Raw genomic sequence first — 26,860 nt, forward strand, 5'->3', positions numbered from 1 at the left:
CTAATACTGGATCACAGAGATCCAGACAATCCGAAAAAAACAGTGGCAGCCTTCCCTGTTTTGCGGTATAATATTTCTCGGTATTATTGTTCATAGTAGATTAATTTTACCACAAAAAGAAGAACGCCTCCAGGTTTGTATACCTGAAAGCGTTCTTTTTTTACGGGACTTTTTTCACAGCCCCTTAGAAAGGTGCCAGTTCCAGACGAATAAAGTACCCTTTCTCGTGATGGCAGACAGGACATTCCTTCGGAACTTCGGTTCCGTGATAAATGTATCCGCAGTTGAGGCACATCCAGCCTGTTTCTACATCGGATACAAAGAGTTTGTTCTGCTCCATCCATTCGGCAAACTTACCAAAACGATCCCCATGGAATTTTTCGATCTCTGCAATCATATGGAAGGAGGCAGCTACTTTGGGAAATCCCTCTTCCTTTGCTTTATCTCCAAAGTTTTTGTATACATCATCGTGTTCTTCATATTCATTATGCTGTGCGGCTCTAAGAAGCTTTTCTACGCTGCTGTGAATGTCAACCGGATAGGTTCCATCCACGGTTATAGTTTCTCCTGCCAGCTCCTGTAAGTGGTTATAAAATATTTCTGCATGCTCTTTTTCCTGATTGGCGGTAAAGGTGAACACGGCCTCAATGACAGGAAGCTTCTCTTTTTTTGCCTGTGAGGCGGCAAAGGTATAGCGGTTTCTGGCCTGGCTCTCTCCCGCAAAGGCACGCATGAGGTTTTCTTTTGTTTCACTGTTTTTAAAATCAATTGACATGACAATTCATCCTTTCAATATTTATGCTCTATATTTTTACCAAAATTAGAAATTTTACGCATTTTTTGTTATAATGGCTTAAGAATAGAAACTGATGAGGGAGGCGAACGCATGGATCCCCGGGATCAAAAATTTCTGGAGTCGGGACAGGGGAGGATTAAGCTGGATATTGCTTTAGAACGCTACTTTTCAGGGGAGGTTTTTGATGAAGAGCTGAGAAACCGTTATGAAAGGTATCTGAAAAGCAGAATCCGCCCTATGATGGAGCGGCTGATAGAGGAAGAAAATATGGAGCTTTTGACCCGTACGGCAAAATTGGGCTGGCTGCAGACAGAACTGATAGATTCGTTTATTACCATGGCTGCAGACAGGGGAAGGATAGGAGCAATGACTTTTTTGCTCCATTGGAAGGAGCAGAATTCTTCCTTTGAGGATGAGGAATTTCCTTTCTGATGAAAACAGTAAAAGGAGTGCGATAAAACGGAAAAGGTGAGGACAAATGGAGACAGACAGGAAGCGGGCGCTTAGACAGGCAAAAGAGTTGCTGTGCCTGAAAATATGGGAAAACTGCAGAAATGAGCTTTTTACCAGGTTTCCTCTGTATCCCGCAGCATTGGGAGGACTGAGGTTTCAGGCAGGAAAGGATACGGGAAGCTGGGGTACGGATGGGGATTCGGTCTACTATTCCCCGGAATATGTAATGGATTGCTACAGGGAGTCCCCTGTACGGGTGAAGGCAGCATATCTTCATATGGTACTTCACTGCCTCTTTCTGCATATAACAGAGGAGCCGGACAAGGATATCCCGCTGTGGAACCTGGCCTGTGATATGGCGGTCGAGATGGCGGCAGCAAGGATGGCGGGAGCTGTGTATCCGCTGGCACCGGAAGCCCGGGACTGTATGGCCTGTCTTCAGGGCACCCCGGCTTCCGCTGAGAACCTCTACCATATGCTTCAGAAAGAGGTATTCCCCTGGCCGGCGGAAGCATTGAGAACAGCGTTTATGAGAGATGACCATCACTTCTGGATACAAAAGGCAGATCCCAGCAGACTGGAAGCAGTCAAACATAAATGGGAGAAAATTACAGCCTATACCAGCCAGAATGTGCGGGGGATGAGCAAAAGAGCGGGAAGCCGGAAAGGGGACCGGTCTGACTGCGTGGAGCGGCTGCACAAGGGAAAATATGACTACCGTAGTTTTCTAAAGCGGTTTGCAGTACCCAGAGAAGAAGTGGAGCTGGATACCGAGAGCTTTGACTATATATTTTATCATTACGGGATGGAGCATTATGGGAATATGCCCCTGATCGAGCCTTTGGAATACAAAGAGGGACATAAGCTGGAGGAGCTTGTCATAGCCATTGACACCTCTGGCTCCTGCTCCAGGGAAATGGTACAGAGATTTCTGGAAGAAACGTATACAATCTTAAGCGAAAAAGAGAACTTTTTTCAAAAAATGAAAGTATTTATCATACAGTGTGACTGCTATATTCAGGATGTGGCCGTTGTTACCAGCCGGGAGACCTGGAAAAACTATAGGGATCATATTCGGATCCAGGGCCGGGGAGGCACTGATTTCCGCCCTGTTTTTAACTATGTGGAGCAGCTGAAAAAGCAAAAAGAGATCAGAAATCTAAAAGCCCTGATATATTTTACAGACGGCGACGGCATCTACCCCAGGGTGAAACCGGACTATGAGGCCGCATTTGTATTTTTGCGGGAGGAAAGCCTGAAGCAGCAGATGCTTCCCGCCTGGGCTGCGAAGTTGATTTTAGAGGGAGGATCCCATGAACATTAAAGAGGCAAAGACGGAGATAAAAAATACCATACGGGCATATACCCGAAAAAACGAGAGGGGAGAGTATCTGTTTCCCCGCAGCCGGCAGAGGCCGGTACTTTTAATAGGACCTCCGGGAATCGGAAAGACGGCTATTATGGAGCAGATTGCAGAGGAATGCAACGTGGGACTGGTGGCATACACCATTACCCACCACACCCGCCAGAGTGCCATAGGACTTCCGAGGATTGAGGAGAGGATTTATCAGGGCACGTCTTTTCAGGTCACCGAATATACCATGAGTGAGATTATTGCCTCTGTATACGAGTGCATAGAACGCACCGGGCATCAGGAGGGAATCCTGTTTATTGATGAGATTAACTGCGTCTCAGAGACACTGGCTCCGACGATGCTTCAGTTTCTGCAGAATAAGACCTTTGGAAGTCATAAGGTTCCCCAAGGCTGGGTGATTGTGGCGGCAGGGAACCCCCCTGCGTACAATAAGTCCGTCCGGGAATTTGACGTAGTCACTCTGGACCGTGTAAAAAAGATTCTTGTAGAGGCAGATTGCAGTGTCTGGATGGAGTATGCCAGCGGAAATCGTATACACGGGGGCATTCGGTCGTATCTGAATATCAGGAAAGACAACTTTTATCTAGTAGAGAATACCCCAGAGGGCAAATTCTTCGTCACAGCAAGAGGCTGGGAGGATCTTTCGGAAATGATAAAGAGCTACGAAGAACTGCATATACCTGTAACAGAAGATTTAATGGTACAGTATCTGCAGAAAGAGGACATTGCCAGAGATTTTGCCTCCTATTATCATTTGTATGAGAAATATCAGGGAGACTATCAGATTACAGAGATGCTGGAAGGAACACTGGGGGCAGAGGCATACTCCCGGAAAGTAGATATGGGACAGGCGGCTGCCTTTGATGAAAGGCTGACAATTGCCGGCCTCCTCCTGGATCAGCTGAGTGAGTACTTTGGCAGATATACAGAAGCAGAAGCTTTGGTAAAGCGTCTGCATCAGCGGTTGTTATCCGCCAGGGACTGGCTTTCGGACAACAGCAGCTCAGCAGCTCTGGAAGACTTTCTGGAACAGCAGAGACATAGTCTGGAGGTAAAGGTACAGGCGGAACTGATATCTGTGAAAGAAGAGGAACTGGAAGAAAAGGTGCTGCGTATCCTGGAAGGATATCTGCTAATCTTAAAAGAGGAGAGACTAACCCGGGCAGACCTGGCAGTGGAAAAACTGCGTGCATTGTTTGCTCTTGAGACTGAACGCAGAAAGCAGGTAATACTCCGGACCCAAAAGGCTCTGAAAAAAGCCTTTGATTTTATGCAGGATACCTTCGGGGATGACCAGGAGATGATATTGTTTGTCACCGGGCTGTCAAAAAACCGTGAGGGGATGGACTTCATACGCCGGCACGGCTGTCCGGAATACTTCGCCTGCAGCAAAAAGCTTTTATTCCGGGAGAGGGAAGAGGAACTGAAACAAGAGATAGAAAGTCTTCAGCGTCAGTGGCAGGTATAGAATAAACTGAACAGACTGCAGGGCAGATGAAAGGCTTTCAGACTATTTTCAGCCTGATACTATATTCTTGTAATATAGTGATAGGACGTGGAATAACCTGGAAAGCGGGGAACAAAAATTGCATGTATTAATTGTAGAAGATGAGATCAGACTGGCAGATGCCCTGGGCGAGATAATGCGGGAAGAAAAATATATGGCGGATGTGGTATATGACGGGAGGGACGGGCTGAGCTATGCTCTGAGCGGTCAGTATGACGTGGTGGTTCTGGATGTGATGCTTCCCGGTTTGGATGGATTCCAGATTGTAAAGGAGCTTCGGGCAGAAAAAATAGAAGTTCCCGTCCTGATGCTTACCGCAAGGGATGAGGTGAGGGATAAAGTGGTGGGCCTTGATAAAGGGGCTGACGATTATATGACCAAACCCTTTGTAAAAGAAGAGCTATTGGCCAGGATACGGGCACTGACCAGGCGCATGGGAGAGGTAATTATGGAAGAACTCAAGTTTCAGGACCTTACGCTGGTGCTGTCTACCAATGACCTCTGGTGCGGAGGAAAAAATATACATTTAGGGTATAAAGAATTTGAAATTCTGAAGATACTAATGTCCAATCCCAGAATTATTGTATCGAAGGATACTTTGATCACAAAGGTATGGGGCGTGGAGGCGGATGTGGAGGATAATAATGTGGAAGCCTATATATCGTTTCTGAGAAAGAAGCTGAACTTTTTAGGATCCCGCACAGCCATAGGCACAATCCGCAAGGCGGGATACAGGCTGGAGGCCGCGGAAGCATGATCAAGAAGCTTCGGAAAAAATTTATTCTTATAAATATGTCACTGGTTACTCTGGTCCTGTTGATTGTATTCGGTGTACTGTGCTTCACCAATTACAAAAGATACCAGATGGACAGTGATATTGCGCTGAATCATGCCCTGAGCGAAGGCAGGGGAAGCCTGCTTCCAAGGATGGAGATGAGGCCCAGACAGGAAAAGCTCCCCATAAATATGGGTGCTCTGTTTGTGATAGCCCTGGATGGGGAAGGAAATATCCTGAATATTGATGACAGCGGAGTGGACATTGACCAGGAGGATGCCATAGAGATTGCAGAAACTGTGCGCAGCCAGGGGGAAGAAAAAGGACTGCTCCGCAGCTACCAGCTGAGATATCAGATAAAAAAGACGGAACAGGGGAATATCATCGCTTTTGTGGATGCCAGCAGAGAAATCAATGGAATGAAAAATCTGTTCACAGCCAGCGCACTGGTATTTGCCGGAGGCTTCCTTGCTTTTTTTGTGGTCAGCCTTTTTCTGTCCCGCTGGGCGCTGAATCCGGTGGAGAAAGCCTGGGAGCAGCAGCGGCAGTTTATCGCAGATGCTTCCCATGAGCTTAAAACGCCTCTAACCGTGATTCTGGCCAACCTCAGCATTCTCTCCAACCATCAGGACAGAACAATCCGGGAAGAAAAAAGATGGCTGGAAAATACACAGACAGAGGCCGGGCGCATGAAGGAGCTCCTGGACAATCTGCTTTTCCTTGCAAGATCCGATGCCATGCAGACACCTGTGGTATACGCTGCCTTTGATCTGAGCAATGTATTGTGGAGCTGTATCCTGCCCTTTGAACCTCTGGCATTTGAGCGGGATGTACTTCTGGAGGAAAATATTTCTCCGGAGATATCCTTCCTTGGAGATGAGGGGCAGATTAAGCAGCTGATTGCCATCCTTTTGGACAATGCCTGCAAGTACGTAAAGCCCAAAGGAAAGATAACCGTAAATCTGGAAAAAAAACAGGAAAAGATTCACCTGGAGGTAAAAAACACCGGGGACGTGATCCCCAAAGAAGAGCTGGAACATTTATTTGAACGGTTTTACCGCTCCGACAAGTCCAGATCCAGAAAAGCAGGAGGTTACGGACTGGGACTGGCCATTGCCAGGACAATCACAGAAAATCACAGGGGAAAAATTAGGGTAAAGAGCAGTTTGGAGGAAGGAACCACAGTTACTGTTGTATTTGATACTTGACAAACGGGAATGCTGTTTGTATACTGAATTTAATTTCATATGTCGCATAACGAAGAGGACCCGTGAAAAAGCGGTCCCCGGAGTATAAGATAAAGAAAAGCAGAGAAAAGAACAAGTAGGAATCAGGGGAACTTACAGAAAGCAACCGGCGGATGAGAGGTGCAGGCAGAAACTGATTCTGAATACATCTTGGAGCTTCGCACTGAAGGCACACACTGTGTTGGTAGGCTGCGACGGAATTGCACACGTTACCGTGCAGAAGTATCGCAACGAATGCTGTACTTGATAAGGCAGTCAGTGTGAACTGGCTGTGAAGTAAGGTGGTAACACGGGAATCTCTCCCGTCCTTTCGCAACGGGAAGGACGGGAGTTTTTTTGCTTTCTTATCCTTATAGAACTTGCAAGATGGAATAATAAGTTTAAAAGAGAAAGGGAGAACAGAAATGACAGTTTATGAAGAACTGCAGGCAAGAGGCCTCATTGCACAGGTAACAGATGAAGAGGAGATTAAGGAATTAGTCAATAACGGAAAGGCAACCTTTTATATTGGGTTTGACCCAACGGCAGACAGCCTTCATGTAGGGCATTTTATGGCATTATGTCTGATGAAGCGCCTGCAGATGGCCGGAAATAAACCCATTGCCCTGCTCGGAGGAGGAACGGGCATGATTGGTGATCCTTCCGGACGGTCGGATATGCGCCAGATGATGACGGTGGAGACGATCCAGCACAACTGTGACTGTTTTAAAGAGCAGATGAGCCGTTTTATTGATTTTTCTGAGGGCAAGGCACTCATGGTCAATAATGCGGACTGGCTGATGGATCTAAATTATATAGAACTTCTCAGAGAGGTAGGTCCTCATTTTAGTGTGAACCGGATGCTGACAGCTGAGTGCTACAAGCAGCGTATGGAAAAGGGACTGAGCTTCCTGGAGTTTAATTACATGATCATGCAGAGCTATGATTTTTATGCACTGTTCCAGAAATACGGCTGTAACATGCAGTTCGGCGGGGACGATCAGTGGAGCAATATGCTGGGGGGTACAGAGCTTATCAGAAGAAAGCTGGGAAAAGATGCGTATGCCATGACCATAACGCTGCTTTTGAACTCAGAGGGCAAAAAAATGGGTAAAACCCAGTCTGGGGCTGTTTGGCTGGATCCGAAGAAAACATCACCCTTTGACTTTTACCAGTACTGGAGAAATGTGGGGGACGCAGATGTGCTGAAATGCCTGCGTATGCTAACCTTCCTTCCGATAGAACAGATTGACGAGATGGACAAGTGGGAAGGCAGCCAGCTGAACAAGGCAAAAGAGATTCTGGCATATGAACTGACGAATCTTGTGCACGGCGAAGAGGAAGCCCTTAAGGCGCAGGAGGGTGCAAGAGCGTTGTTTTCAAAGGGAAATGCGGTGAATATGCCTGCCTCACAGCTGGAGGAGTCGGATCTTACGGACGGCAGCATTGACATTATCTCACTCCTCCAGAAATCCGGATTAGTGCCCTCCCGTTCCGAAGGAAGACGTGCAGTGGAACAGGGCGGCGTCTCTGTGGACGGAGAGAAGATAACGGACATCAAGCATCTGGTTCCCGGGGAATCCCTGAAAGGGGATGGCATTGTTGTAAAAAGAGGCAAAAAGAACTTCAGAAAAGTAACCTTGTAGGAAATGGAGCAGAGAAAGTAATTTTCTCTGCTCTTTTGTCAGTAATCAGAAGCCCCATTCGTTATATTAGATAAGAGCGCTCGAAAAAAGAAAAAGGGGAGGTGGAATCGATGAGTCTGCGTCTTAAAAATAAGGCAGACCAGAGAGAGATCCTGGAAGACATATACCGGCTTTATGAGCAGGATATGTATAAGACAGCGTATTGTGTTCTGCACCAGGTGCAGCAGGCAGAGGACGCCGTACAGGATGCATTTGTAAAACTGATGAAATATCTGCCCAGGATCACAGAAGCTGACAGCGGAAAAACCAAAAGGCTGGTTATGCGGATACTGAAAACAACGGCCATTGATCAATACAGGAAAAATTACAGAGACAGCGAGATGTGTACCGTGGAGGATGCGCTGTCCCAGGAGAAGGTAATATCTATAGATATCGGGCAGCAGGCTGTGGACAGAGATTTCTTAAGCAGAGTTCTCTATGAACTGCAGCCAATCTATCTGGAAGTGATTAAACTTCGCTGCTACTTTGGATTCAGCAACCGGGAAACGGCACGAATCCTCAATGTATCAGAGGATGTAGTATCCAAAAGAATGGAGCGTGCCAGAAAATTAATAGAAAAACGGATGGGAGATGAAATAAATGAGTCAGAAACCCAATATGGAGCAATTATTGAAGAATCTGGGGGAAGAGTACCTGAGAGAACAGCTTCAGCAGGAAGAAGATCATGAATTCTCACAGGAATATCAGAAAAAGAAAGAGAGCCTTCTGGCAGCAGCCGGGGGAAAAACCAGGAGAAGATGGAGCAGAACAGCTGCGGCCTGCGCCTGTGCCGTGCTGGTACTGAGTGTATCGCTGAGCGTATATGCGGCCATTTCTATCTATCAAGCCAGTGTAGACGTGGATAAAGATAAGGGAGAGGCGAATATTCATCTGGAACGGACAGACGATACATACGTTCCCCCCATTAAAATTTATGCAGATTACCTGCCTCAGGGATATCAGGAGTGGGATGATAACAAATATTCTCTGAATGGGGAGTACGGAGGAACCGGAATTTCGATTGTGTCGGCAAACTGGCAGAGTGATTTGACCGTGCCGGGGGCAAGCGAGGCAGAGGATACTACGATTAACGGAGTCAAAGCAACGGTAATAACAAGAAAGGGATCCGAATACAGTCATATAATCTATCTTTTCTATGAAGAGACGGGAAATGTCATCGAGATTATGGCTTCCGATGAAATCCCTCTGGACGAGGTGATCAAGGTGGCGGAGAATATCCGATATGAGGTTGTCCAGGAGGATGACAAAACATATCAGGCTTTTCAGAAACCTGTAAAGGACGATCCGGAGGTGATCGAGGAACAGTTGAAATTCGGACAGGATGACATCATCCGTGTAGGAGACACCCTGCCGTACGCAAACTTCCAGGATATAGGGGAGAGTGCAGGAGCCGGGCAAGAGAGTCTGACCTATACGGTAAAAGATGTGGATATTCTTGATAAAGTGCCCACAGACTCACTGGATTCCCAATACTTCAGTGATCCGGAGGCAGTTGGAGAGTATATCAGCGAAGACGGAACCCTTCTTCCCTATCAGAGGACAGAGGTGGTCTGGGAGGATAATGAGACAAAAACTAAGGATCTGGGCACTGTGAATATGAAATACCTTTGGGTGACCATGGAGATGACAAATACCACAGAGGAAACGATTGAAGATATCGGTCTAACCCCCAGGCTGTATACGTACGGCAGAGAGGACAGCGATACTTATCGGATTTTATCCCAGGATATGTACGGCATACAGCCGGATCAGATGCCTTTCTATTTCGATCAGTCCAGCTATCTGCAGGAGAGAAAACATTTTTATTATATGAATTTTGCGCCTTCAGAGTCAAAAACAATACATCTGGGCTTCGCAATTGCAGAGGACAGACTTCAGGATACCTGCCTGGTTTTCCAGGAGAATTCTGAATTTACCAAATATCTTTTCTGGTAAGCATTAAACGGCATCCCGGTAAGCAGGATGCCGTTTGCAAATCTGAATAAAAAAAACGGTTGACAAACACAGAAAAATTCCATATACTGTATTACATTAAAGAACTAATTCAAAGAACAAACCAATGAGCAAGAGTAGTAGGTAAAAATATTTATTTCCAGAGAGCTGCTGGTGGTGGGATAGCAGCAATAACAGTTTTTATTGAATGGACTTGCGAGGGCGGCTTGAAATCTTCCTGGAAGAGAGTAGACACCGACGGGAGCCTTATCCGTTATCAACAGGGCATGTATGTCAGTGCATGATAGAGTGGCCGATTAGTGATCGGCAATTTGGGTGGTACCGCAGAGTTTGCCTCTGTCCCTTCGTTTCAGAAGGGGCAGAGGTTTTTTTGATCTTTGGATATCTAATCAAAAAGGAGGAACATATTATGATACAGCCAAGCTGTGAAGAAATTTTAGAATTGGCAAAAGACTACCAGGTAATTCCTGTGTGCAGGGAAATCTATGCAGATGTAATTACGCCAATTACACTACTTAGAAAACTGGCAAATATCAGCAACCGCTTTTTTCTGCTGGAGAGCATAGAGGGCGGTGAAAAGTGGGGCAGATACTCCTTTTTGGGATATGATCCTGTGATGCGTGTCTTTTGTAAAAATGGTCAGGTGATAAAAGAGCAGGGCCTGGAGAAAGAGGTGATCCCCACAGAACATCCGCTGGAAGTGCTCCGTGAGGTGATGAAATCCCACAGAGCCCCAAGATTGTCCGGAATGCCTCCTTTTGCAGGGGGATTCGTGGGATACTTCGCGTATTCCATGATGGGGTATGCAGAGCCGGTCCTGAATATTAAAAAGGGCAATTTTAATGATTACGATATGATGCTTTTTGATAAGGTGATCGCCTACGACCACCTGAAACAGAAAATCTGCATTGTTGTGAATATGAAAACAGACAAGGTGATGGAAAACTATGGGAAGGCAATGGCGGATATAGAGAATATCATTAGCCTGATACGCAACGCGCCGGTGGGAGAGCAGGAAGCTCCCAAAGAAAAGATAGAGTTCTCCTGCAATGTGAGCAAAGAGGAATACTGCCGGATTGTGGAGAAGACCAAGGAGCATATTGTGGATGGGGATATCTTTCAGGCAGTGATTTCCAGACAGTTCACAAGCCCCTATGAGGGCAGCCTGATACTTCCCTACCGGGTGCTCAGAACCACCAATCCTTCTCCATATATGGTCTATTTTCATATTGACGGGGAAGAGATTATGAGCTCCTCCCCGGAGACTTTGGTCAGGCTGGAAAATGGAAGACTGACGACATTCCCTGTGGCCGGTTCCCGCCCCAGAGGAGAGACCGAAGAAGAGGACAGAAACCTGGAAGAAGAGCTTCTGAAAGATGAAAAGGAGCTGGCAGAGCATAATATGCTGGTGGACCTGGGAAGAAATGACTTAGGCAGAATCTCTAAGTTTGATACAGTTGAGGTGACCCAGTATAAAATGATTCACAAGTATTCAAAAATCATGCATATATGTTCTCAGGTAGAAGGAGAGATACGCAGGGAATGCGACGGATTAAGCGCCATAGAAGCAGTGCTGCCTGCAGGAACACTTTCCGGAGCCCCTAAGATCAGGGCCTGTCAAATCATCGAGGAGCTGGAGAGCGAACCGAGAGGAATTTACGGAGGAGCATTGGGATATCTGGATTTTACAGGCAATCTGGATACCTGCATCGCCATACGTATGGCAGTAAAAAAGGACGGAAAAGTATATGTTCAGGCAGGCGGCGGCATCGTGGCCGACAGTGTTCCGGAAAAAGAATATGAGGAATCTGCCAATAAAGCGGCGGCAGTGATGAACGCAATCATACATGCAGGGGAGGTGCTGGAATAATGGTACTGCTGATCGATAACTATGATAGTTTTTCATATAATCTGGTACAGATGGCAGGTAGTATCTGCCCCCATATTAAGGTCATCCGCAACGATGCTATGACAGTGGAGGAGATCGAAGCGCTGCAGCCATCCCATATTATACTCTCTCCGGGACCAGGATACCCCGGGGATGCGGGGATATGTGAAGAGACAGTAAAAAAGCTTCAGGGAAAGATTCCCATTCTGGGGGTGTGTCTGGGCCATCAGGGAATATGCGAAGCCTATGGCGCGGCTATCGGCCATGCAAAAGAACTGATGCACGGCAAACAGAGCAGAATTACAATAGATACCGAAAGCTATTTGTTCCGGGGACTGGACAGAGAGATAGCGGTAGCCAGATATCACTCCCTGGTGGCGGTCCCGGATACTATGCCGGACTGTTTGAGAGTAATCGGCAGGGCAAAAAATGGTGAGATTATGGCAGTACAGCACCAGAAGTATCTGGTATACGGGGTGCAGTTCCATCCGGAGTCGATACTGACTCCCAACGGTCGGAGAATAATGGAGAATTTTTTAAATTTAGAATAAAACGATGACAAACAGGAGGACGATAACATGATTAAAGAGGCAATTCATAAAGTATTAAACGGTTCAGACTTAACATATGAAGAGGCAAAAGGCGTTATGGAAGAGATGATGGATGGTACAGCCACCCAGGCCCAGATGGGGGGATTTTTAACCGCGCTCCGCATGCAGGGGGAGACCATAGACGAGATTACAGCATTTGCAACTGTGATGCGTGAAAAGGGAATTAAACTAAAGCCAGAGAGAGAGGTCATAGATATTGTGGGGACGGGAGGCGATGAGGCCGGAACCTTTAATATATCAACAACTTCTGCTTTTGTTGTCGCCGCCGGAGGAGTTCCTGTGGCGAAACACGGCAACCGCAGCGTATCCAGCAAAAGCGGAGCAGCTGACGTTCTGGAGCATCTCGGCGCTGAGGTGGCATTGTCCCCGGAGCAAAATGAAAAGGTTCTCAAACAGACGAATATGTGCTTTATGTTCGCCCAGACCTATCACTCTTCCATGAAATACGCAGCGCCTGTGCGGAAGGAGCTGGGGGCCCGGACAGTATTCAATATTCTTGGACCTTTATCAAACCCGGCGGCGGCAACTATGCAGCTTCTGGGGGTGTATGACAGAAAACTGGCAGAACCCCTGGCACAGGTGCTGTCGAATCTTGGAGTGACCAGAGGCGTGGTGGTATGCGGAGATGACGGCCTGGATGAGATTACCCTGACCGGTGAGACTACAGTATATGAAATTCGGTTCGGGGAAATATCCTCCTACAATATCTCACCGGAACAATTTGGTCTGAAACGGTGTGAGCTTTCTCAGCTGGTAGGCGGCAGCCCAAAAGAGAATGCGCGGATTACCAGGGATATCCTGGAGGGAACCGAACGGGGGCCAAAAAGAGATGTAATCCTTATGAATGCCGGCATGAGCTTGTATCTGGGAATTGATGACATTAGCCTTAAGGAGGGAATTGCCATGGCCGCAGACCTGATAGATGAAAAGAAAGCTCTGGCAAAATTAGACGAGTTTGTTGCCGCAACGAAAGAGGTGAAAGGATGATACTGGAAGAAATTGCAGCCCATGCCGTCCGGAGGGTACAGAAAGCAAAGGAAAGAATCCCGTACCATACCATCCGGGAGGAGGCTCTGAAAAAAGGGAGAGATACGGGGTTCCCGGCAGAGCAGATATTGGGGGAAGAGGGGATACACTTTATCTGCGAGGTGAAAAAGGCATCACCCTCCAAAGGAATCATTGCAGAAGAATTTCCTTATCTCGAGATCGCTGGTGAATACGAGCGGGCAGGCGCAGCTGTGATCTCCTGCCTCACAGAACCGAAATATTTTATGGGGAGTGACAAGTATCTGAAGGAGATCGCAGAGAACGTAAACATTCCTGTGCTTAGAAAAGATTTCACAGTGGACCCTTATCAGATTTATGAGGCAAAAGTCCTGGGCGCTTCCATGGTGCTTCTCATCTGTGCCCTTCTGGATACAGAGACGATTGCGGAGTATATATCCTTGTGCGATACTCTTGGACTTTCCGCGCTGGTGGAGGTCCACGACGAGAAGGAGATGGAATCCGCACTAAAGGCCAACGCCAGAATTATCGGTGTAAATAACAGAAACTTAAAGGATTTTACCGTGGATATTAACAATAGTATACGGCTGCGTTCCATGGCGCCTGCCGACAAAATTTTTGTGGCTGAGAGCGGCATAAAAACCCCTGAGGATATACAGGCACTTCGCAGCGCAAAGGTGAACGGTGTACTAATTGGAGAAACTTTAATGAGAAGCAGAGATAAGAAGCAGATGCTCAGAATGCTTCAGGGGATGTGAGTGAATGACAAAAATTAAGGTATGCGGAATGCGCAGAAAAGAAGATATTCTAATGGCAAATACATGCAGGCCCGAGTATGTGGGGTTCGTGTTTGCCAAAAGTCCCAGGCAGCTGGGGATTGACAGCGCTCTGGAACTGAAAAAGGCGTTGGACCCTGAGATTCAGGCAGTGGGGGTATTTGTAAATGAATATCCTGAAGTGATAGAGACTCTCTGTGAGAGCCAAATCATAGATATGGTGCAGCTTCACGGAGATGAGAGTGCAGAATATATACAGAGGCTGAAAGAAAAGGTTGAGGTTCCGGTAATCAAAGCATTGAGAGTTAGAGACAGACAGCAGATTCGAGAGGGGGCTGAGCTTCCCTGTGACTATCTCCTTTTGGACACCTATACGAAAGGAATGTATGGGGGAAGCGGAAAAACATTTGACTGGCATCTGATCCCGCCTATAGACAAACCGTTTTTTCTGGCCGGGGGATTACAGGAGAGCAACGCAGGAGAGGCCATAGCGGCGGCTTCCCCCTATGCCGTAGATGTAAGCAGTGCAGTGGAAACCGACGGATATAAAGATTTTGAAAAAGTAAAGAAATTTATAGAAAGGGTAAGGGCATATGAGTGAAGGAAGATACGGGGAATACGGAGGACAGTATATCCCTGAGACATTAATGAATGCAGTCCATGAGCTGGAGGAGGCTTATAATACTTACAAAGAGGATCCGGACTTTGTGGCAGAGCTGGATGATTTATACAGAAATTATGCGGGGAGACCTTCCCGTCTGTACTATGCAGAGAAAATGACAAAGGATCTGGGGGGAGCCAAGATTTATCTGAAAAGAGAGGACCTGAATCATACTGGATCCCATAAAATCAATAATGTCTTAGGGCAGGTGCTGCTGGCTAAAAAAATGGGAAAGACAAGAGTGATAGCAGAGACAGGTGCCGGACAGCACGGTGTGGCCACAGCAACGGCAGCTGCCCTTATGGGTATGGAATGTGAAGTGTTTATGGGAAAGGAGGATACGGACCGCCAGGCGCTGAATGTGTACCGGATGGAGCTTTTGGGGGCTAAGGTGCATGCTGTAACCAGCGGCACCATGACCCTGAAGGATGCCGTGAATGAAACCATGAGAGAGTGGACCCGGCGGATGGACGATACCCTCTACGTTCTCGGCTCTGTGATGGGCCCCCATCCATTTCCCATGATTGTAAGAGATTTTCAGAAAATCATTGGGAAAGAAATCAAAGAGCAGATTGCAGAGCGGGAAGGAAGGCTGCCGGATGCAGTCATTGCCTGTGTAGGCGGAGGAAGCAACGCTATGGGTGCGTTTTATGAATTTATTCCTCACAAAGAGGTGCAGCTGATTGGGTGCGAGGCTGCCGGGCTGGGGGTGGATACTTCAAAACACGCGGCTACGATTGCTAAGGGCAGCGAAGGCATCTTCCATGGGATGAAATCCTTGTTCTGTCAGGATGAATACGGTCAGATTGCTCCGGTTTATTCCATTTCCGCAGGCCTGGATTACCCCGGCATCGGACCGGAACACGCCCATCTGGCCGGCACCGGAAGGGCCCGGTATGTGCCCATAACCGACGAAGAGGCTGTGGCCGCCTTTGAATACTTATCAAGAACAGAAGGAATTATTCCGGCGGTAGAAAGCGCACACGCTGTAGCCTATGCCAGAAAACTGGCGCCAACCATGGAGAAAGATAAAATCATCGTGATCAATATATCCGGACGGGGAGACAAGGATGTGGCGGCGATTGCAAGATACAGAGGAGTGGAAATCTATGAGTAATATATATAAAGCATTTGAAAATAAAAAAGCATTTATTCCTTTTGTGACAGGAGGAGATCCCAATCTGGACGTGACAGAAAAGCTTTTGGCTGCCATGGAGGAAGCCGGGGCGGATTTGATTGAGATCGGTGTTCCCTTTTCCGATCCCATCGCAGAAGGGATTGTGATCCAGGAGGCTAATGAGAGAGCTCTGGCAGCGGGATGTACCACAGACAGGCTCTTTGATATGGTGAAAAGAGCCAGGGAAAAGGTTACGGTTCCTATAGTGTTTTTAACCTATATCAATCCTATCTATACGTATGGAAAGGAACGCTTTTTAAAACGGTGCGTGGAATGCGGGATCGACGGACTGATTGTACCGGACCTTCCCTTTGAGGAAAAGAAAGAGATTGCTGGGGAATGCGAAGCCTTTGGAGTGGATCTGATCTCTCTTGTGGCCCCCACGTCTAATGAGAGAATCCGGATGATTGCAAAGGAAGCGAAAGGCTTTATTTACTGTGTTTCCTCCCTGGGGGTTACCGGCGTCAGAAGTGAGATTAAGACAGATGTGGGGGAGATGACCGCTATGATCCGGGAGGAAACCCAGGTTCCCTGTGCCGTAGGATTCGGCATCTCCACACCGGAACAGGCGGCCAAAATGGCCCGGATTTCAGACGGGGCTATTGTGGGGTCAGCTATTGTTAAAATCGTCGCCAGCTATGGGGAAAATGCTGTGGCACCGGTGGCAGAGTATGTGAAAAAGATGAAAGCGGCAGTATCCGGGGAATCCCTGCGGTAACTGAGATTCTTCTAAAAAAGATACGGGATTTGCAGCTGTAAAGGACAGATATGGGTGAAAAAATGGGAGAAAAAAATACGAAAAAAGAGCTGATTCAAAGGACCTATGAGATTATGCAGCGGGAAGGCCTGCAGGGCCTGAGCATCCGGAAAATAACAAGCGGACTGGGTCTGAGCAGTACTGCATTGTATAAACATTTTGCAGATATGGATCAGTTGATTATGTATGCTTCCGTGCGTTTTCTTCAGGATTATATCCGCTGTTTTAAAAACACATTGAACGAAAATATGAATCCTCTGGAGCAGTATCTGACGCTGTGGAACTGTTTTGCAAGGTATGCCTTTGCGTCGATCCCCATCTATGAAATGCTATTTTTCGGCAAGTATAAAGAGAATCTGGGAGACACTATTTTTGAATATTACCGGATGTTTCCGGAAGATGTGACAGAATTTGACGGTCTTTCAGACAGTGTGTTTTTCAGCAATGACCTGAAACAGAGGGATTATATGATGCTTCAAAGGGCAGCCCGGGCAGGGGAGATTACGCCGGAAGCGGCCAGGATATTGAGTGAGATGAATTGTTATCTTTTTCACGGAATGCTTATGGAACACAGGATGGATTACCGGAATCCGGGAGTAGCAAAAGAGGCTGCAGTGAAGTTTTTTTATATGATTCAGGAAATAACTAATAAATATCGTTTAAAATAGCCGGGGTTCTTTAGAAAAAAAGCCAGAAACCCCGGCTTTTTTTGCCCTTTTTTCATTAAAATTTTCACAAAATACATGTTGAAAAAAGTCGTGAAACAAGGTACAATTATACTCGGCAGAAATTGGTTTTACATTGGTAAAATTTTGGTCAATAATAAAAAATGGAGGGCTGAAGAATGAGTAGTACAGCACAAAGCTTAGCAAGTCAAAGAATTAATTCTTTACTTGACGAGAACAGTTTTGTTGAAATCGGCGGGCAGATTACAGCTAGAAATACGGATTTCAACTTATCTGAAAAGGAAACACCGTCTGATGGTGTCATTACAGGTTATGGTGTGATCGACGGCAATTTAGTCTATGTTTACAGCCAGGATGCTTCTGTATTAAACGGAACCATCGGCGAAATGCATGCTAAAAAAATCACAAACCTCTATAATCTGGCAATGAAGACAGGAGCACCTGTAATCGGACTGGTAGATTGCGCAGGTTTTCGTCTGGAAGAGGCTACAGACGCATTAAACGGATTCGGCGAAATCTACACCAAGCAGGCTCTGGCATCAGGTGTGATACCTCAGGTTACAGGTATCTTCGGAACGTGCGGAGGCGGTCTTGCCATTGCATCTGCGATGACAGATTTTACATTTATGGAAGAGAAAAAAGGCAAATTATTTGTAAACTCTCCCAACGCAATTGACGGGAATGAAATCTCCAAATGCGATACATCCAGCGCAAAGTTCCAGAGCGAAGAGACCGGACTGGTAGACGGTGTGGGAAGTGAAGAAGAAATCATAGCACAGATGAGAGCTTTGGTAAGTATGCTTCCGGCCAACAACGAAGATGATATGTCTTACACAGAATGTACAGATGATTTAAATCGGGTTTGTACAGAACTTGCTAACTGTGTCGGCGATACTTCTATTGCTCTTTCTCAGATTGCAGATAATAATGTATTTTTTGAAGTGAAATCCAGCTATGCGCAAGACATGGTAACTGGTTTTATCCGTCTGAACGGCGCAACCGTTGGATGTGTTGCCAATAGAACCGAAGTATATGATGCAGAAGGCAATAAGACAGAAGAATTCGACAATGTCCTCTCTGCAAGAGGATGTAAAAAGGCGGCAGAATTTGTAGATTTCTGTGATGCTTTTGATATTCCAGTGCTGACGCTTACCAACGCAAAAGGATATAAAGCAACAAAATGTGCCGAAGCGAATATGGCAAAAGCAGCTGCGGCATTAACATATGCATATACAAATGCAACTGTGCCGAAGGTGAACGTTGTGATTGGCACAGCCTACGGAAGTGCATACCTGACTATGAACAGCAAATCTACCGGAGCAGATATGGTATTTGCATGGCCTACAGCAGAGATCGGTATGATGGATGCAAAGCTGGCGGCAAAGATTATGTATGCAGGCGCAGACGCAGCGACAATCAATGAAAAAGCAGCAGAATATGCAACTCTTCAGTCAAGCGCTCAGGCAGCTGCGAAGAGAGGATATGTGGACACAATTATTGAAGCAGAAGACACAAGAAAATATGTGATTGGAGCTTTTGAAATGTTATTCACAAAGAGAGAAGACCGACCAAGTAAGAAACATGGCACGGTTTAGGCGAGGTGAATCATATGAAGCAGACATGGAAAAAAATATTTAGCATTGTTTTGATGGGCGTTCTCTTCGCTGCCCTTACCGCCTGCGGTGGGAAGAAGGATGAGAGCACTGGGCTTGAGGTGAGCGAAGACATTCAAAGTCAGCTGATTCAGTCTGCCCAGTCCGCCGTTGAAGCAATTGTGGTCATGGATGATGAGACCATACAGTCTTATCTGGAATCCGAAGATGCATTCTCTGTATCTGCTATGGAAGCATGGCAGGGGAGCAGAGATGAACTGGGTGCCTATGTGAGTATGGGAGATGCCGCTCTGGAGACAGATAAAGATATGATTACGGTTACCATACCAACTAAATTTGAAAAGGAAGAAGCAGTTTTTACTATTACATTTGATAAAAAGTACGCTGCTACCTCTATGGGTATTGATGTACAGTACTCCATGGGAACCAAATTACAGAGAGCCGGTATGAATACACTGATGGGAGTCGGCATTGTGTTCTGTATGCTGATCTTCCTGAGCTTTCTGATTTATCTTTTTAAATTTATACCAGCCATTGAAAGTAAGTTTAAGAAGAGCGAGGCTGCTCCCCAGAAAACAGCGCCTGCAGCAGAAACAGCAACCGCTGCAGCTCCTGCCCTGGTGCAGGAAGAAGAGCTTGTGGATGACGGAGAGCTGGTAGCAGCAATCGCAGCGGCGATTGCAGCATCTGAGAATACTTCCACTGACAGTTTTGTAGTAAGATCTATCAGAAAATCAAATAAAAGAAATTGGCAGAGAGCTTAATCAATAGGAGGAAAAATCATGAAAAACTATACAATTACAGTGAATGGAACTGCATATGATGTAACCGTAGAAGAAGGTACCGGCAGCGCTCCTGCAGCACCGGCGGCAGCGCCAAAAGCTGCACCTAAGGCAGCACCTGCAGCAACACCTAAAAAGGCAGCAGCAGGGGCAGCAGGGGCTGTTGAAGTAAAAGCTTCCGTACCAGGTAAGGTATTTAAAGTAGAAGCTTCTGCAGGACAGGCTGTGAAGGCCGGTGACGCGATTATTATTCTGGAAGCCATGAAAATGGAGATTCCGGTTGTAGCACCTCAGGACGGAACCATTGCAAGTATTGATGTATCTGTAGGCGACGCCATTGAGTCTGGTGACATCTTAGCATCAATGAACTAGAATTTGCATTCTGTGTAAATTCCCTGCGGCAGGTATCTGCCTGCCTGAAAACTTACAATGGGAGGTAAAAAAATGTCTTATGTAACAGAAACACTGTCTAACCTGCTTCATCAGACTGCTTTCTTTAATTTAACATGGGGAAACTATCTGATGATCGCAGTTGCCTGTGTATTCTTATTTCTGGCAATAAGAAAAGGTTTTGAACCTTTGCTGCTGGTTCCGATTGCATTCGGTATGCTGCTGGTTAACATTTATCCGGATATTATGCTGAGAGCCGAAGATGCATCAAACGGCGTGGGCGGACTTCTCCACTATTTCTATCTGCTTGACGAGTGGAGTATACTGCCGTCTCTGATTTTTATGGGTGTTGGCGCCATGACCGATTTTGGTCCCCTGATTGCCAACCCCAAAAGCTTCCTTCTGGGTGCCGCAGCGCAGCTGGGTATCTACGGGGCATATTTCTTAGCAATTTTCTTAGGATTCAATGGAAAAGCTGCGGCGGCTATTTCCATTATCGGAGGGGCGGATGGTCCGACCTCTATCTTCCTGGCTGGTAAACTGGGACAGACCACTTTGATGGGCCCCATTGCCGTGGCAGCTTATTCCTATATGTCACTGGTGCCAATTATTCAGCCGCCGATTATGAAGCTTCTCACTACTGAGAAAGAAAGAAAAATTAAGATGGAACAGCTTCGCCCGGTAACAAAACTGGAAAAAATTCTGTTCCCTATTATTATCACAATCGTTGTTTGTCTGATTCTCCCCACTACGGCTCCTCTGGTAGGTATGCTTATGCTGGGTAACCTGTTCAGAGAATCAGGTGTTGTAAAGCAGTTAACAGAGACAGCATCCAATGCTCTTATGTACATCGTAGTTATCTTACTTGGTACTTCCGTAGGTGCATCTACAAGCGCTAAGGCATTCCTGAACCTGGATACACTCAAAATCGTAGTCCTGGGTCTGGTTGCATTCGCTGTGGGTACCGCAGGCGGTGTGCTCCTCGGCAAACTGATGTGCAAATTGTCCGGCGGAAAGATTAATCCGTTGATTGGTTCTGCTGGTGTATCTGCCGTTCCTATGGCAGCCCGTGTGTCTCAGAAGGTAGGAGCTGAGGCAGATCCTACAAACTTCCTGCTGATGCATGCCATGGGACCAAATGTTGCCGGTGTTATCGGTACTGCAGTAGCAGCCGGTACATTCATGGCAATCTTTGGAGTTTAATAGTTAAAATAAGAATGGAGGTAAGAATATGTCAGAAATCGCAAAGAAACCAATCAAAATTACTGAGACTATTCTGCGTGATGCCCATCAGTCTCTGATTGCCACAAGAATGACAACAGAGCAGATGCTTCCAATCGTAGATAAAATGGACCAGGTAGGTTACCATTCCGTAGAGTGCTGGGGAGGTGCAACCTTTGACGCATCCCTGCGTTTCTTAAAAGAAGATCCATGGGACAGACTTCGTAAGTTCCGGGATGGATTTAAAAATACAAAATTACAGATGTTATTCCGCGGACAGAATATTCTGGGATACCGTCCCTACGCAGACGATGTAGTGGAATATTTCGTTCAGAAATCAGTTTCCAATGGAATTGATATCATCCGTATCTTTGACTGCTTAAATGATCTGCGCAACCTTCAGACAGCTGTCAAAGCTGCAGTGAAAGAAAAAGCAGATGCTCAGGTGGCTCTCTCCTATACATTGGGAGATGCCTATACCCTGGAGTATTGGATTGACATTGCCAAGAAAATTGAAGAGATGGGTGCAACCTCTATCTGTATCAAGGATATGGCAGGCCTGCTTCTTCCTTATAAGGCAACGGAGTTAATCACTGCCTTAAAGGAAAATGTGAGCCTTCCGATCCAGCTTCACACCCATTACACATCCGGTGTGGCATCCATGACCTACTTAAAGGCAGTAGAGGCCGGTGTCGATGTAATTGACACAGCCATGTCCCCGTTCGCACTGGGAACTTCCCAGCCTGCCACAGAGGTAATGGTTGAGACATTTAAAGGAACTCCATATGACACAGGATTTGATCAGAATCTGCTGGCAGAGATTGCGGACTATTTCCGTCCGATCCGTGACGAGGCTCTGGACAGCGGCCTTCTGAATCCTAAGAACATGGGTGTGAATATTAAAACCTTGTTATACCAGGTACCTGGCGGTATGCTCTCCAACCTGACGTCACAGTTAAAAGAGCAGCATGCGGAAGACAAATATTATGATGTTCTGGAAGAAGTACCAAGGGTAAGAAAAGATTTAGGTGAGCCTCCTCTGGTAACTCCATCTTCTCAGATTGTAGGTACACAGGCAGTGTTCAATGTACTTATGGGAGAGCGCTACAAGATGGTTACCAAGGAAACAAAGGCTGTACTTTCCGGAGAATACGGCGCAACCGTAAAACCCTTTAATCCTGAGGTTCAGAAGAAATGTATCGGAGATAAAGAGCCGATTACCTGCCGTCCTGCAGATCTGATTCCTGATGAGTTAGATACCTTAAGAGGAGAGATGGCACAGTGGTCAGAGCAGGATGAGGACGTTTTAACTTACGCACTGTTCCCGCAGGTTGCTGTTGACTTCTTTAAATACAGAGAAGCGCAGAAGACAAAAGTAGATCCTACAGTGGCAGATACAGAGAATAAGGCTTATCCGGTTTAGGATAGGGAGAAAAGAGAGGACCAGGTGATGGTCCTCTTTTTTTGGTTAAATTGGAATTTAATGCAATTACTTGGACTACGGCTCAAGGTGATCTAAGTCGGAAGGTATGAGGCGGCAGGGGGACGGTGAGAGAAATCCCGCGGCAGCGGGCTGTCTGGTTCGTACGGGAGGAAGGCTTAAGTTCCGGGGACACCTCCGTCGTGAAGAGAGTCTAAGACAAAACCGGAATCCCCGCCGGAGCACCGTTCGTATGTGCAAAGAATGCTTGATGTGCATTCTCTGCCCATGCTCACTTTTTTTCGGCCCTGACTGCCGAAAAAATCTCCTGCGGGAATCCCGTTTTTGCCTAAGACTCTCTAATCACTCCTGCGGAACCGTCCGCGGCCCTTAAGCCTCCCTCCCGCCCAACCCAGCCCGCCCGCTGCCGCAGGATTCCTCTCACCTGGGTATGGGGAGTTCCAGGGGGAGGTTTTTGGCAGTTTATCCAAAACATCAAGCGGACAATAGTGCGGAACAAGAGGAAAAGTGTACAACTCTCGACCTTCCCCACCCGTTTTCCGTGAATGTGAAGTGAGTCTCTGCCAGGATATAGGAGGGAGCACCGGGGAGACAGGGCCAGTCCAGGGGCCGGGGTATAGGGGCAAAACAACGCAACCGTTTTCCGTGAATGTGAAGTGAGTCTCTGCCAGGATATAGGAGGGAGCACCGGGGAGACAGGGCCAGTCCAGGGGCCGGGGTATAGGGGCAAGTCAGGGAGGTCAAGCGGAGTGAGCCGAAGATCCAGGCCACCAGCTGATTGGCGAGGAAGGCTCTCCTGACGAGCTTAGCAGCTGGTAGGACTTAGCTAAGGGGAGCGGAGCCTCGAGCTGACCTGCCCCTATACCCCGGCCCCTGGACTGGCCCTGTCTCCCCGGTGCTCCCTCCTATATCCGTCCGTCTGCGATGCGCTTGCCGACTATTTCACCCCGAACTTCACATACACAAAACTATCATTTTATAGAATAACCCCATCCCGGAACACAGAGATCTCCTTATACCCATAGATTTCATTTTGTGTTTTCACTTCCCCGGATGCTACCTTCAGGAGATAGGAGAAGAAATCCTCTGTGACTTCCTCAAAGGTTTTTCCTTCTAAAAGCTGGCCGGCGTTGTAGTCGATCCAGTGTTTTTTTCGTTGATAGAGGGGCGTGTTGGAGGAGATTTTAACTGTGGGCACAGGGGTGCCGAAGGGGTTTCCTCTGCCTGTGGTAAAGAGTACCATTTGGGCGCCGCTGGCAACCAGATTGGTGCAGGACACCTGATCGTTGCCAGGGCCGGTGAGGAGGTTCAGACCGTGTGTTTCTACCGACTGGCCGTAATCCAGCACACCCACTACCGGCGCCTGGCCGCCTTTTTGGGTGCAGCCCAGTGACTTTTCTTCCAGGGAAGAAATACCGCCCTTTTTATTTCCGGGGGAGGGATTTTCGTAGATGGTTTGTTTGTATTTGGTGAAGTATTGTTTGAAATTGTTGATTAGATTTACTTCATCCTGAAAAACTTTTTCCGATGCCGCCCGCTCCATCAGAAGTGTCTCAGCGCCGAACATTTCGGGTACCTCGGTGAGGATTGCGCTTCCCCCGCAGCGGACTAGTTTGTCTGTGATGCGGCCGCAGAGGGCGTTGGCTGTGATGCCCGAAAATGCGTCGGAACCTCCGCACTTGAAACCAATCACTAACTTCTCTGCGGATACTTTTTCTCTCTTTATGGAAGAGGCATAGTCCGTCAGTTCTTTCAGTAGCTTCATTCCCTCCTCGTATTCATTCTCTGTCTCCTGGGTTACCAGGAACTTTACCCTGTTGGGATCCAGATCGCCTAAGACAGGTTTAAATACATCCAGATTATTGTTTTCACACCCCAGGCTCAGGACCAGGACGCCTCCGGCGTTGGGGTGTTGGATCAGGCCCTTGAGAATCTGCTGCGTTCGTTCAAAATCTTCGGTAAGCTGGCTGCAGCCCATGTTATGGGTATAGGCAAAGATTCCATCTGTTTGCTGTCCAAAGGCCTTATTTGCCTCTTTGGCCAGAAGGGATGCAGTGGTATTCACACAGCCGACGGTTGGAATGATCCAGATTTCATTTCGGATGCCTGCCTTTCCATCCGGCCGCAGGTATCCCTGAAAGAAAGCGTTTTCTTTTGGGACAGAAAAGCTGTTCAGGCATGTTTGGTTGGGGGTATAGGTGTAGTCCAGAATTCCGTCCAGATTCGTCTTTAAGTTCTGAGTATGAATATGCTGACCCTTTCGGATGGTACACAAGGCATACCCGATGGGATGCCCATATTTAATAATGTTTTCTCCTTTTGGTATGTCTGTGAGAGCTGCCTTGTGTCCGAAAGGGATGGGATCTGCCAGAGTAACAGCAGTATCTCCCGCGCGGCAGACGGTTCCTGCAGGTAAATCTGCAAGGGCAACTGCCACATTATCCTCCCGGGCAATTTGTATCAGATGCTGTGTTTCCTTCATATAATCATGTATCCTTTCCTGTATTATTTTATCAAATTTGCTATAATTGAGCGAATATTTTTGTGTTCCATCTCCGCCAGATACCCGGCAATTTTTTCCTCCAGGCCTTCCACTTTGGTCAAATCTCTGCCGCTCCAGAAAGAGGTGTGAGAGAGGGCTTGGCGGGCAACCAGAGATGTGTCATTGGAGGACCAGATGTTATGGAAGAAATCCAGCACTTCTTTGTCATCCTTGATCTGATATTCAGTGCCGTCCTCGCGGACCCCGAAGCAGCCTTCTTCCCTCATCTGCCCCTGATAAAACTTAAGAAAAGCTGCCAGTGAAAAGCTGAGACAGTCCGGGACCTGTCCTTTGGTTTCCACATATCCAAGGAGTGAGGGCAGACACCTGGCGTTGAATTTAGAGCAGGAATTCAGAGAAATATCCAGCAGCTTGTGTTTAATATAAGGATTGGAGAAACGGTCTGATACGGCGGCTGCAAAGGTTTCCAGCTCTTCCCGGGGCAGATCCAGAGTAGGTATTACTTCTTCATAAATCACTTTCTGAAGGAAGGAGCGGAATACATCATCCTTCATAAAATCCAGGACAATAGTATAGCCTGCCAGGTATGCGGCCAGAACGGTGGAGGTATGACCGCCGTTCAGAATGCGTACTTTTCTTTTCTTATATGGAGTCACATCTCTGGTCCATATGACGTTTGCATCTGTTTTATGGATAGGAAGTTTTTCGGCCCATGCCTCATCACCCTGAATCACCCACAGATGAAAAAGTTCACTGGTAACTATAATATTGTCTTTCCACCCCAGCTTGTCTTCAAAATATTCGATTTGGTCTCTGGGATAACCAGTGACAATGCGGTCTACCAGTGTATTTGTGAATTCATTGGCTGTGCAGACCCAGCTGATGAAATCTTCCTCCAGCTCCCACTCTGCGGCATACTGCAGGACGATGCGCTTTAATTCGTCCCCGTTGTTGTCAATCAACTCCACAGGAAGAAAGAGAAGTCCTCTCTCCTGGTCTCCTCCGAATGCTTTGTATCTTTCATAGAGAAAGGCTGTGATCTTGGCGGGAAAAGAGGAAGGAGGGGTATCTGTGAGCTTATCTCCGGCCTTGTAGGCAATCCCGGCCTCTGTAGTATTTGAAACGATGACTTCCAGGTCAGCACTTCGTGCAAGTGCCATAAGCGCCTCATAGTCTTTATAGGGATTCAGGCAGCGGGAGACAGAAGTGATTTGTTCAATTCTCTCCAAAGGCTTACCATTTTCGATTCCCCGCATGGCCAGAGAGTAAACACCTTCCTGCGCATTAATCATATCCGCCATTCCCCGGTCGATAGGCTGACAGAGAACGATGCTGCCTTCATATATACCGTCACGGTTTGCTTTGTCAATCATCCAGTCCACAAAGGCCCTCAGAAAATTACCTTCCCCGAACTGCAGGATTCTTTCCGGGTAGTTTCCATATACTTTTTTTACTGTTTTGTTAATGAATTCCATTTTTTTATCCTCCGGATTCTATTCTTTATTAATTTTAGCTGTATTATAACAGATGTATCCTATGTTGTATACAACAAAAATAA

General features: G+C 46.9%; 24 protein-coding genes and 2 other annotated features. Of the genes, 21 read left to right on the forward strand and 3 right to left on the reverse strand.

Annotated features, from left to right (window positions below; translation table 11 throughout):
- Window positions 1-184 precede the first annotated feature (184 nt).
- Window positions 185-775 carry a rubrerythrin gene (rbr, locus tag BUA56_RS08315; protein WP_072850800.1) on the reverse strand — a complete coding sequence of 197 codons (591 nt, stop codon included), beginning with the start codon at window positions 773-775 and terminating at the stop codon, window positions 185-187.
- 111 nt (window positions 776-886) lie between these two features.
- Here rbr and BUA56_RS08320 point away from each other — a divergent pair, with 111 nt between their 5' ends.
- The 21 genes from BUA56_RS08320 (at window position 887) to BUA56_RS08420 (ending at window position 22,781) form a co-directional block, all read left to right on the forward strand.
- A complete protein-coding gene (locus BUA56_RS08320; protein ID WP_072850802.1) occupies window positions 887-1,228 on the forward strand; it encodes a hypothetical protein in 342 nt (113 codons plus the stop codon).
- 46 nt (window positions 1,229-1,274) lie between these two features.
- On the forward strand, window positions 1,275-2,573 hold the full coding sequence (locus tag BUA56_RS08325) for a vWA domain-containing protein (protein ID WP_072850804.1): 1,299 nt from the start codon (window positions 1,275-1,277) through the stop codon (window positions 2,571-2,573).
- On the forward strand, window positions 2,563-4,092 hold the full coding sequence (locus tag BUA56_RS08330) for an ATP-binding protein (RefSeq protein WP_072850806.1): 1,530 nt from the start codon (window positions 2,563-2,565) through the stop codon (window positions 4,090-4,092). The genes BUA56_RS08325 and BUA56_RS08330 overlap by 11 nt, the downstream gene beginning before the upstream one ends.
- A 118-nt stretch (window positions 4,093-4,210) precedes the next feature.
- Complete coding sequence (locus tag BUA56_RS08335) at window positions 4,211-4,888, forward strand: response regulator transcription factor (RefSeq protein WP_072850808.1); 678 nt, start codon at window positions 4,211-4,213, stop codon at window positions 4,886-4,888.
- Window positions 4,885-6,114, forward strand: a complete 1,230-nt coding sequence (locus tag BUA56_RS08340; protein WP_072850810.1) for a sensor histidine kinase — start codon at window positions 4,885-4,887, stop codon at window positions 6,112-6,114. The genes BUA56_RS08335 and BUA56_RS08340 overlap by 4 nt, the downstream gene beginning before the upstream one ends.
- A gap of 93 nt (window positions 6,115-6,207) precedes the next feature.
- Window positions 6,208-6,466: a binding site (T-box leader), on the forward strand.
- 91 nt (window positions 6,467-6,557) lie between these two features.
- The gene (gene tyrS, locus BUA56_RS08345; protein ID WP_072850812.1) at window positions 6,558-7,778 is read left to right on the forward strand and encodes a tyrosine--tRNA ligase; all 1,221 of its coding nucleotides are present in this window, start codon (window positions 6,558-6,560) and stop codon (window positions 7,776-7,778) included.
- A gap of 110 nt (window positions 7,779-7,888) precedes the next feature.
- A complete protein-coding gene (locus BUA56_RS08350) occupies window positions 7,889-8,506 on the forward strand; it encodes an RNA polymerase sigma factor (RefSeq protein WP_072850814.1) in 618 nt (205 codons plus the stop codon).
- Window positions 8,418-9,773 carry a DUF4367 domain-containing protein gene (locus tag BUA56_RS08355; protein ID WP_084067790.1) on the forward strand — a complete coding sequence of 452 codons (1,356 nt, stop codon included), beginning with the start codon at window positions 8,418-8,420 and terminating at the stop codon, window positions 9,771-9,773. Before BUA56_RS08350 ends, BUA56_RS08355 begins: the two co-directional genes overlap by 89 nt.
- Before the next feature lie 115 nt (window positions 9,774-9,888).
- Window positions 9,889-10,138 (forward strand) — a binding site (T-box leader).
- 62 nt (window positions 10,139-10,200) lie between these two features.
- Complete coding sequence (gene trpE / locus BUA56_RS08360; protein WP_072850818.1) at window positions 10,201-11,661, forward strand: anthranilate synthase component I; 1,461 nt, start codon at window positions 10,201-10,203, stop codon at window positions 11,659-11,661.
- Window positions 11,661-12,230, forward strand: coding sequence for an anthranilate synthase component II (locus tag BUA56_RS08365; RefSeq protein WP_072850820.1), 570 nt, complete (start codon window positions 11,661-11,663; stop codon window positions 12,228-12,230). Before trpE ends, BUA56_RS08365 begins: the two co-directional genes overlap by 1 nt.
- A gap of 27 nt (window positions 12,231-12,257) precedes the next feature.
- Window positions 12,258-13,277 (forward strand): anthranilate phosphoribosyltransferase, encoded by a 1,020-nt coding sequence (gene trpD / locus BUA56_RS08370; RefSeq protein WP_072850822.1) that lies wholly within the window; start codon window positions 12,258-12,260, stop codon window positions 13,275-13,277.
- Window positions 13,274-14,053 (forward strand): indole-3-glycerol phosphate synthase TrpC, encoded by a 780-nt coding sequence (trpC, locus tag BUA56_RS08375; protein WP_072850824.1) that lies wholly within the window; start codon window positions 13,274-13,276, stop codon window positions 14,051-14,053. Before trpD ends, trpC begins: the two co-directional genes overlap by 4 nt.
- A gap of 4 nt (window positions 14,054-14,057) precedes the next feature.
- Complete coding sequence (locus BUA56_RS08380) at window positions 14,058-14,672, forward strand: phosphoribosylanthranilate isomerase (RefSeq protein ID WP_072850826.1); 615 nt, start codon at window positions 14,058-14,060, stop codon at window positions 14,670-14,672.
- A complete protein-coding gene (gene trpB, locus BUA56_RS08385) occupies window positions 14,665-15,849 on the forward strand; it encodes a tryptophan synthase subunit beta (protein ID WP_072850828.1) in 1,185 nt (394 codons plus the stop codon). The genes BUA56_RS08380 and trpB overlap by 8 nt, the downstream gene beginning before the upstream one ends.
- Complete coding sequence (gene trpA / locus BUA56_RS08390; protein WP_072850830.1) at window positions 15,842-16,627, forward strand: tryptophan synthase subunit alpha; 786 nt, start codon at window positions 15,842-15,844, stop codon at window positions 16,625-16,627. The genes trpB and trpA overlap by 8 nt, the downstream gene beginning before the upstream one ends.
- 50 nt (window positions 16,628-16,677) lie before the next feature.
- Window positions 16,678-17,334 carry a TetR/AcrR family transcriptional regulator gene (locus tag BUA56_RS08395; RefSeq protein ID WP_072850832.1) on the forward strand — a complete coding sequence of 219 codons (657 nt, stop codon included), beginning with the start codon at window positions 16,678-16,680 and terminating at the stop codon, window positions 17,332-17,334.
- A 176-nt stretch (window positions 17,335-17,510) separates the two neighbouring features.
- On the forward strand, window positions 17,511-18,947 hold the full coding sequence (locus tag BUA56_RS08400) for an acyl-CoA carboxylase subunit beta (protein ID WP_072850834.1): 1,437 nt from the start codon (window positions 17,511-17,513) through the stop codon (window positions 18,945-18,947).
- A 14-nt stretch (window positions 18,948-18,961) separates the two neighbouring features.
- The gene (locus BUA56_RS08405) at window positions 18,962-19,729 is read left to right on the forward strand and encodes an OadG family transporter subunit (RefSeq protein ID WP_072850836.1); all 768 of its coding nucleotides are present in this window, start codon (window positions 18,962-18,964) and stop codon (window positions 19,727-19,729) included.
- A gap of 18 nt (window positions 19,730-19,747) precedes the next feature.
- Complete coding sequence (locus BUA56_RS08410; protein WP_072850838.1) at window positions 19,748-20,119, forward strand: biotin/lipoyl-binding carrier protein; 372 nt, start codon at window positions 19,748-19,750, stop codon at window positions 20,117-20,119.
- A 72-nt stretch (window positions 20,120-20,191) separates the two neighbouring features.
- Entirely contained in the window at window positions 20,192-21,340 is a 1,149-nt protein-coding gene (locus BUA56_RS08415; RefSeq protein WP_072850840.1) for a sodium ion-translocating decarboxylase subunit beta, read from the forward strand.
- Window positions 21,341-21,368: 28 nt separating this feature from the next.
- Window positions 21,369-22,781: an oxaloacetate decarboxylase subunit alpha gene (locus tag BUA56_RS08420; protein WP_072850842.1), complete on the forward strand. Its 1,413-nt coding sequence runs from the start codon at window positions 21,369-21,371 to the stop codon at window positions 22,779-22,781.
- A gap of 994 nt (window positions 22,782-23,775) precedes the next feature.
- Here BUA56_RS08420 and BUA56_RS08425 read toward each other — a convergent pair.
- Window positions 23,776-25,281, reverse strand: coding sequence for a UxaA family hydrolase (locus tag BUA56_RS08425; RefSeq protein ID WP_072850844.1), 1,506 nt, complete (start codon window positions 25,279-25,281; stop codon window positions 23,776-23,778).
- Between the two features lie 23 nt (window positions 25,282-25,304).
- Window positions 25,305-26,777, reverse strand: a complete 1,473-nt coding sequence (locus BUA56_RS08430; RefSeq protein ID WP_072850846.1) for a tagaturonate reductase — start codon at window positions 26,775-26,777, stop codon at window positions 25,305-25,307.
- Window positions 26,778-26,860: the final 83 nt, after the last annotated feature.

The organism is Lactonifactor longoviformis DSM 17459, assembly GCF_900129135.1.
Lineage (GTDB): Bacteria > Bacillota > Clostridia > Lachnospirales > Lachnospiraceae > Lactonifactor > Lactonifactor longoviformis.

Excerpts from the sequence above, each read along its gene's own strand:
- BUA56_RS08425 (WP_072850844.1), bottom strand. The coding sequence starts at position 25,281 with ATGAAGGAAACACAGCATCTGATACAAATTGCCCGGGAGGATAATGTG.
- BUA56_RS08420 (WP_072850842.1), top strand. The coding sequence starts at position 21,369 with ATGTCAGAAATCGCAAAGAAACCAATCAAAATTACTGAGACTATTCTG.
- BUA56_RS08365 (WP_072850820.1), top strand. The coding sequence starts at position 11,661 with ATGGTACTGCTGATCGATAACTATGATAGTTTTTCATATAATCTGGTA.
- trpC (WP_072850824.1), top strand. The coding sequence starts at position 13,274 with ATGATACTGGAAGAAATTGCAGCCCATGCCGTCCGGAGGGTACAGAAA.
- BUA56_RS08350 (WP_072850814.1), top strand. The coding sequence starts at position 7,889 with ATGAGTCTGCGTCTTAAAAATAAGGCAGACCAGAGAGAGATCCTGGAA.
- BUA56_RS08405 (WP_072850836.1), top strand. The coding sequence starts at position 18,962 with ATGAAGCAGACATGGAAAAAAATATTTAGCATTGTTTTGATGGGCGTT.
- trpD (WP_072850822.1), top strand. The coding sequence starts at position 12,258 with ATGATTAAAGAGGCAATTCATAAAGTATTAAACGGTTCAGACTTAACA.
- BUA56_RS08400 (WP_072850834.1), top strand. The coding sequence starts at position 17,511 with ATGAGTAGTACAGCACAAAGCTTAGCAAGTCAAAGAATTAATTCTTTA.
- BUA56_RS08330 (WP_072850806.1), top strand. The coding sequence starts at position 2,563 with ATGAACATTAAAGAGGCAAAGACGGAGATAAAAAATACCATACGGGCA.
- tyrS (WP_072850812.1), top strand. The coding sequence starts at position 6,558 with ATGACAGTTTATGAAGAACTGCAGGCAAGAGGCCTCATTGCACAGGTA.
- BUA56_RS08430 (WP_072850846.1), bottom strand. The coding sequence starts at position 26,777 with ATGGAATTCATTAACAAAACAGTAAAAAAAGTATATGGAAACTACCCG.
- BUA56_RS08355 (WP_084067790.1), top strand. The coding sequence starts at position 8,418 with ATGAGTCAGAAACCCAATATGGAGCAATTATTGAAGAATCTGGGGGAA.
- BUA56_RS08410 (WP_072850838.1), top strand. The coding sequence starts at position 19,748 with ATGAAAAACTATACAATTACAGTGAATGGAACTGCATATGATGTAACC.
- BUA56_RS08340 (WP_072850810.1), top strand. The coding sequence starts at position 4,885 with ATGATCAAGAAGCTTCGGAAAAAATTTATTCTTATAAATATGTCACTG.
- trpA (WP_072850830.1), top strand. The coding sequence starts at position 15,842 with ATGAGTAATATATATAAAGCATTTGAAAATAAAAAAGCATTTATTCCT.
- rbr (WP_072850800.1), bottom strand. The coding sequence starts at position 775 with ATGTCAATTGATTTTAAAAACAGTGAAACAAAAGAAAACCTCATGCGT.
- BUA56_RS08395 (WP_072850832.1), top strand. The coding sequence starts at position 16,678 with ATGGGTGAAAAAATGGGAGAAAAAAATACGAAAAAAGAGCTGATTCAA.
- BUA56_RS08320 (WP_072850802.1), top strand. The coding sequence starts at position 887 with ATGGATCCCCGGGATCAAAAATTTCTGGAGTCGGGACAGGGGAGGATT.
- BUA56_RS08380 (WP_072850826.1), top strand. The coding sequence starts at position 14,058 with ATGACAAAAATTAAGGTATGCGGAATGCGCAGAAAAGAAGATATTCTA.
- trpB (WP_072850828.1), top strand. The coding sequence starts at position 14,665 with ATGAGTGAAGGAAGATACGGGGAATACGGAGGACAGTATATCCCTGAG.
- BUA56_RS08325 (WP_072850804.1), top strand. The coding sequence starts at position 1,275 with ATGGAGACAGACAGGAAGCGGGCGCTTAGACAGGCAAAAGAGTTGCTG.
- trpE (WP_072850818.1), top strand. The coding sequence starts at position 10,201 with ATGATACAGCCAAGCTGTGAAGAAATTTTAGAATTGGCAAAAGACTAC.
- BUA56_RS08415 (WP_072850840.1), top strand. The coding sequence starts at position 20,192 with ATGTCTTATGTAACAGAAACACTGTCTAACCTGCTTCATCAGACTGCT.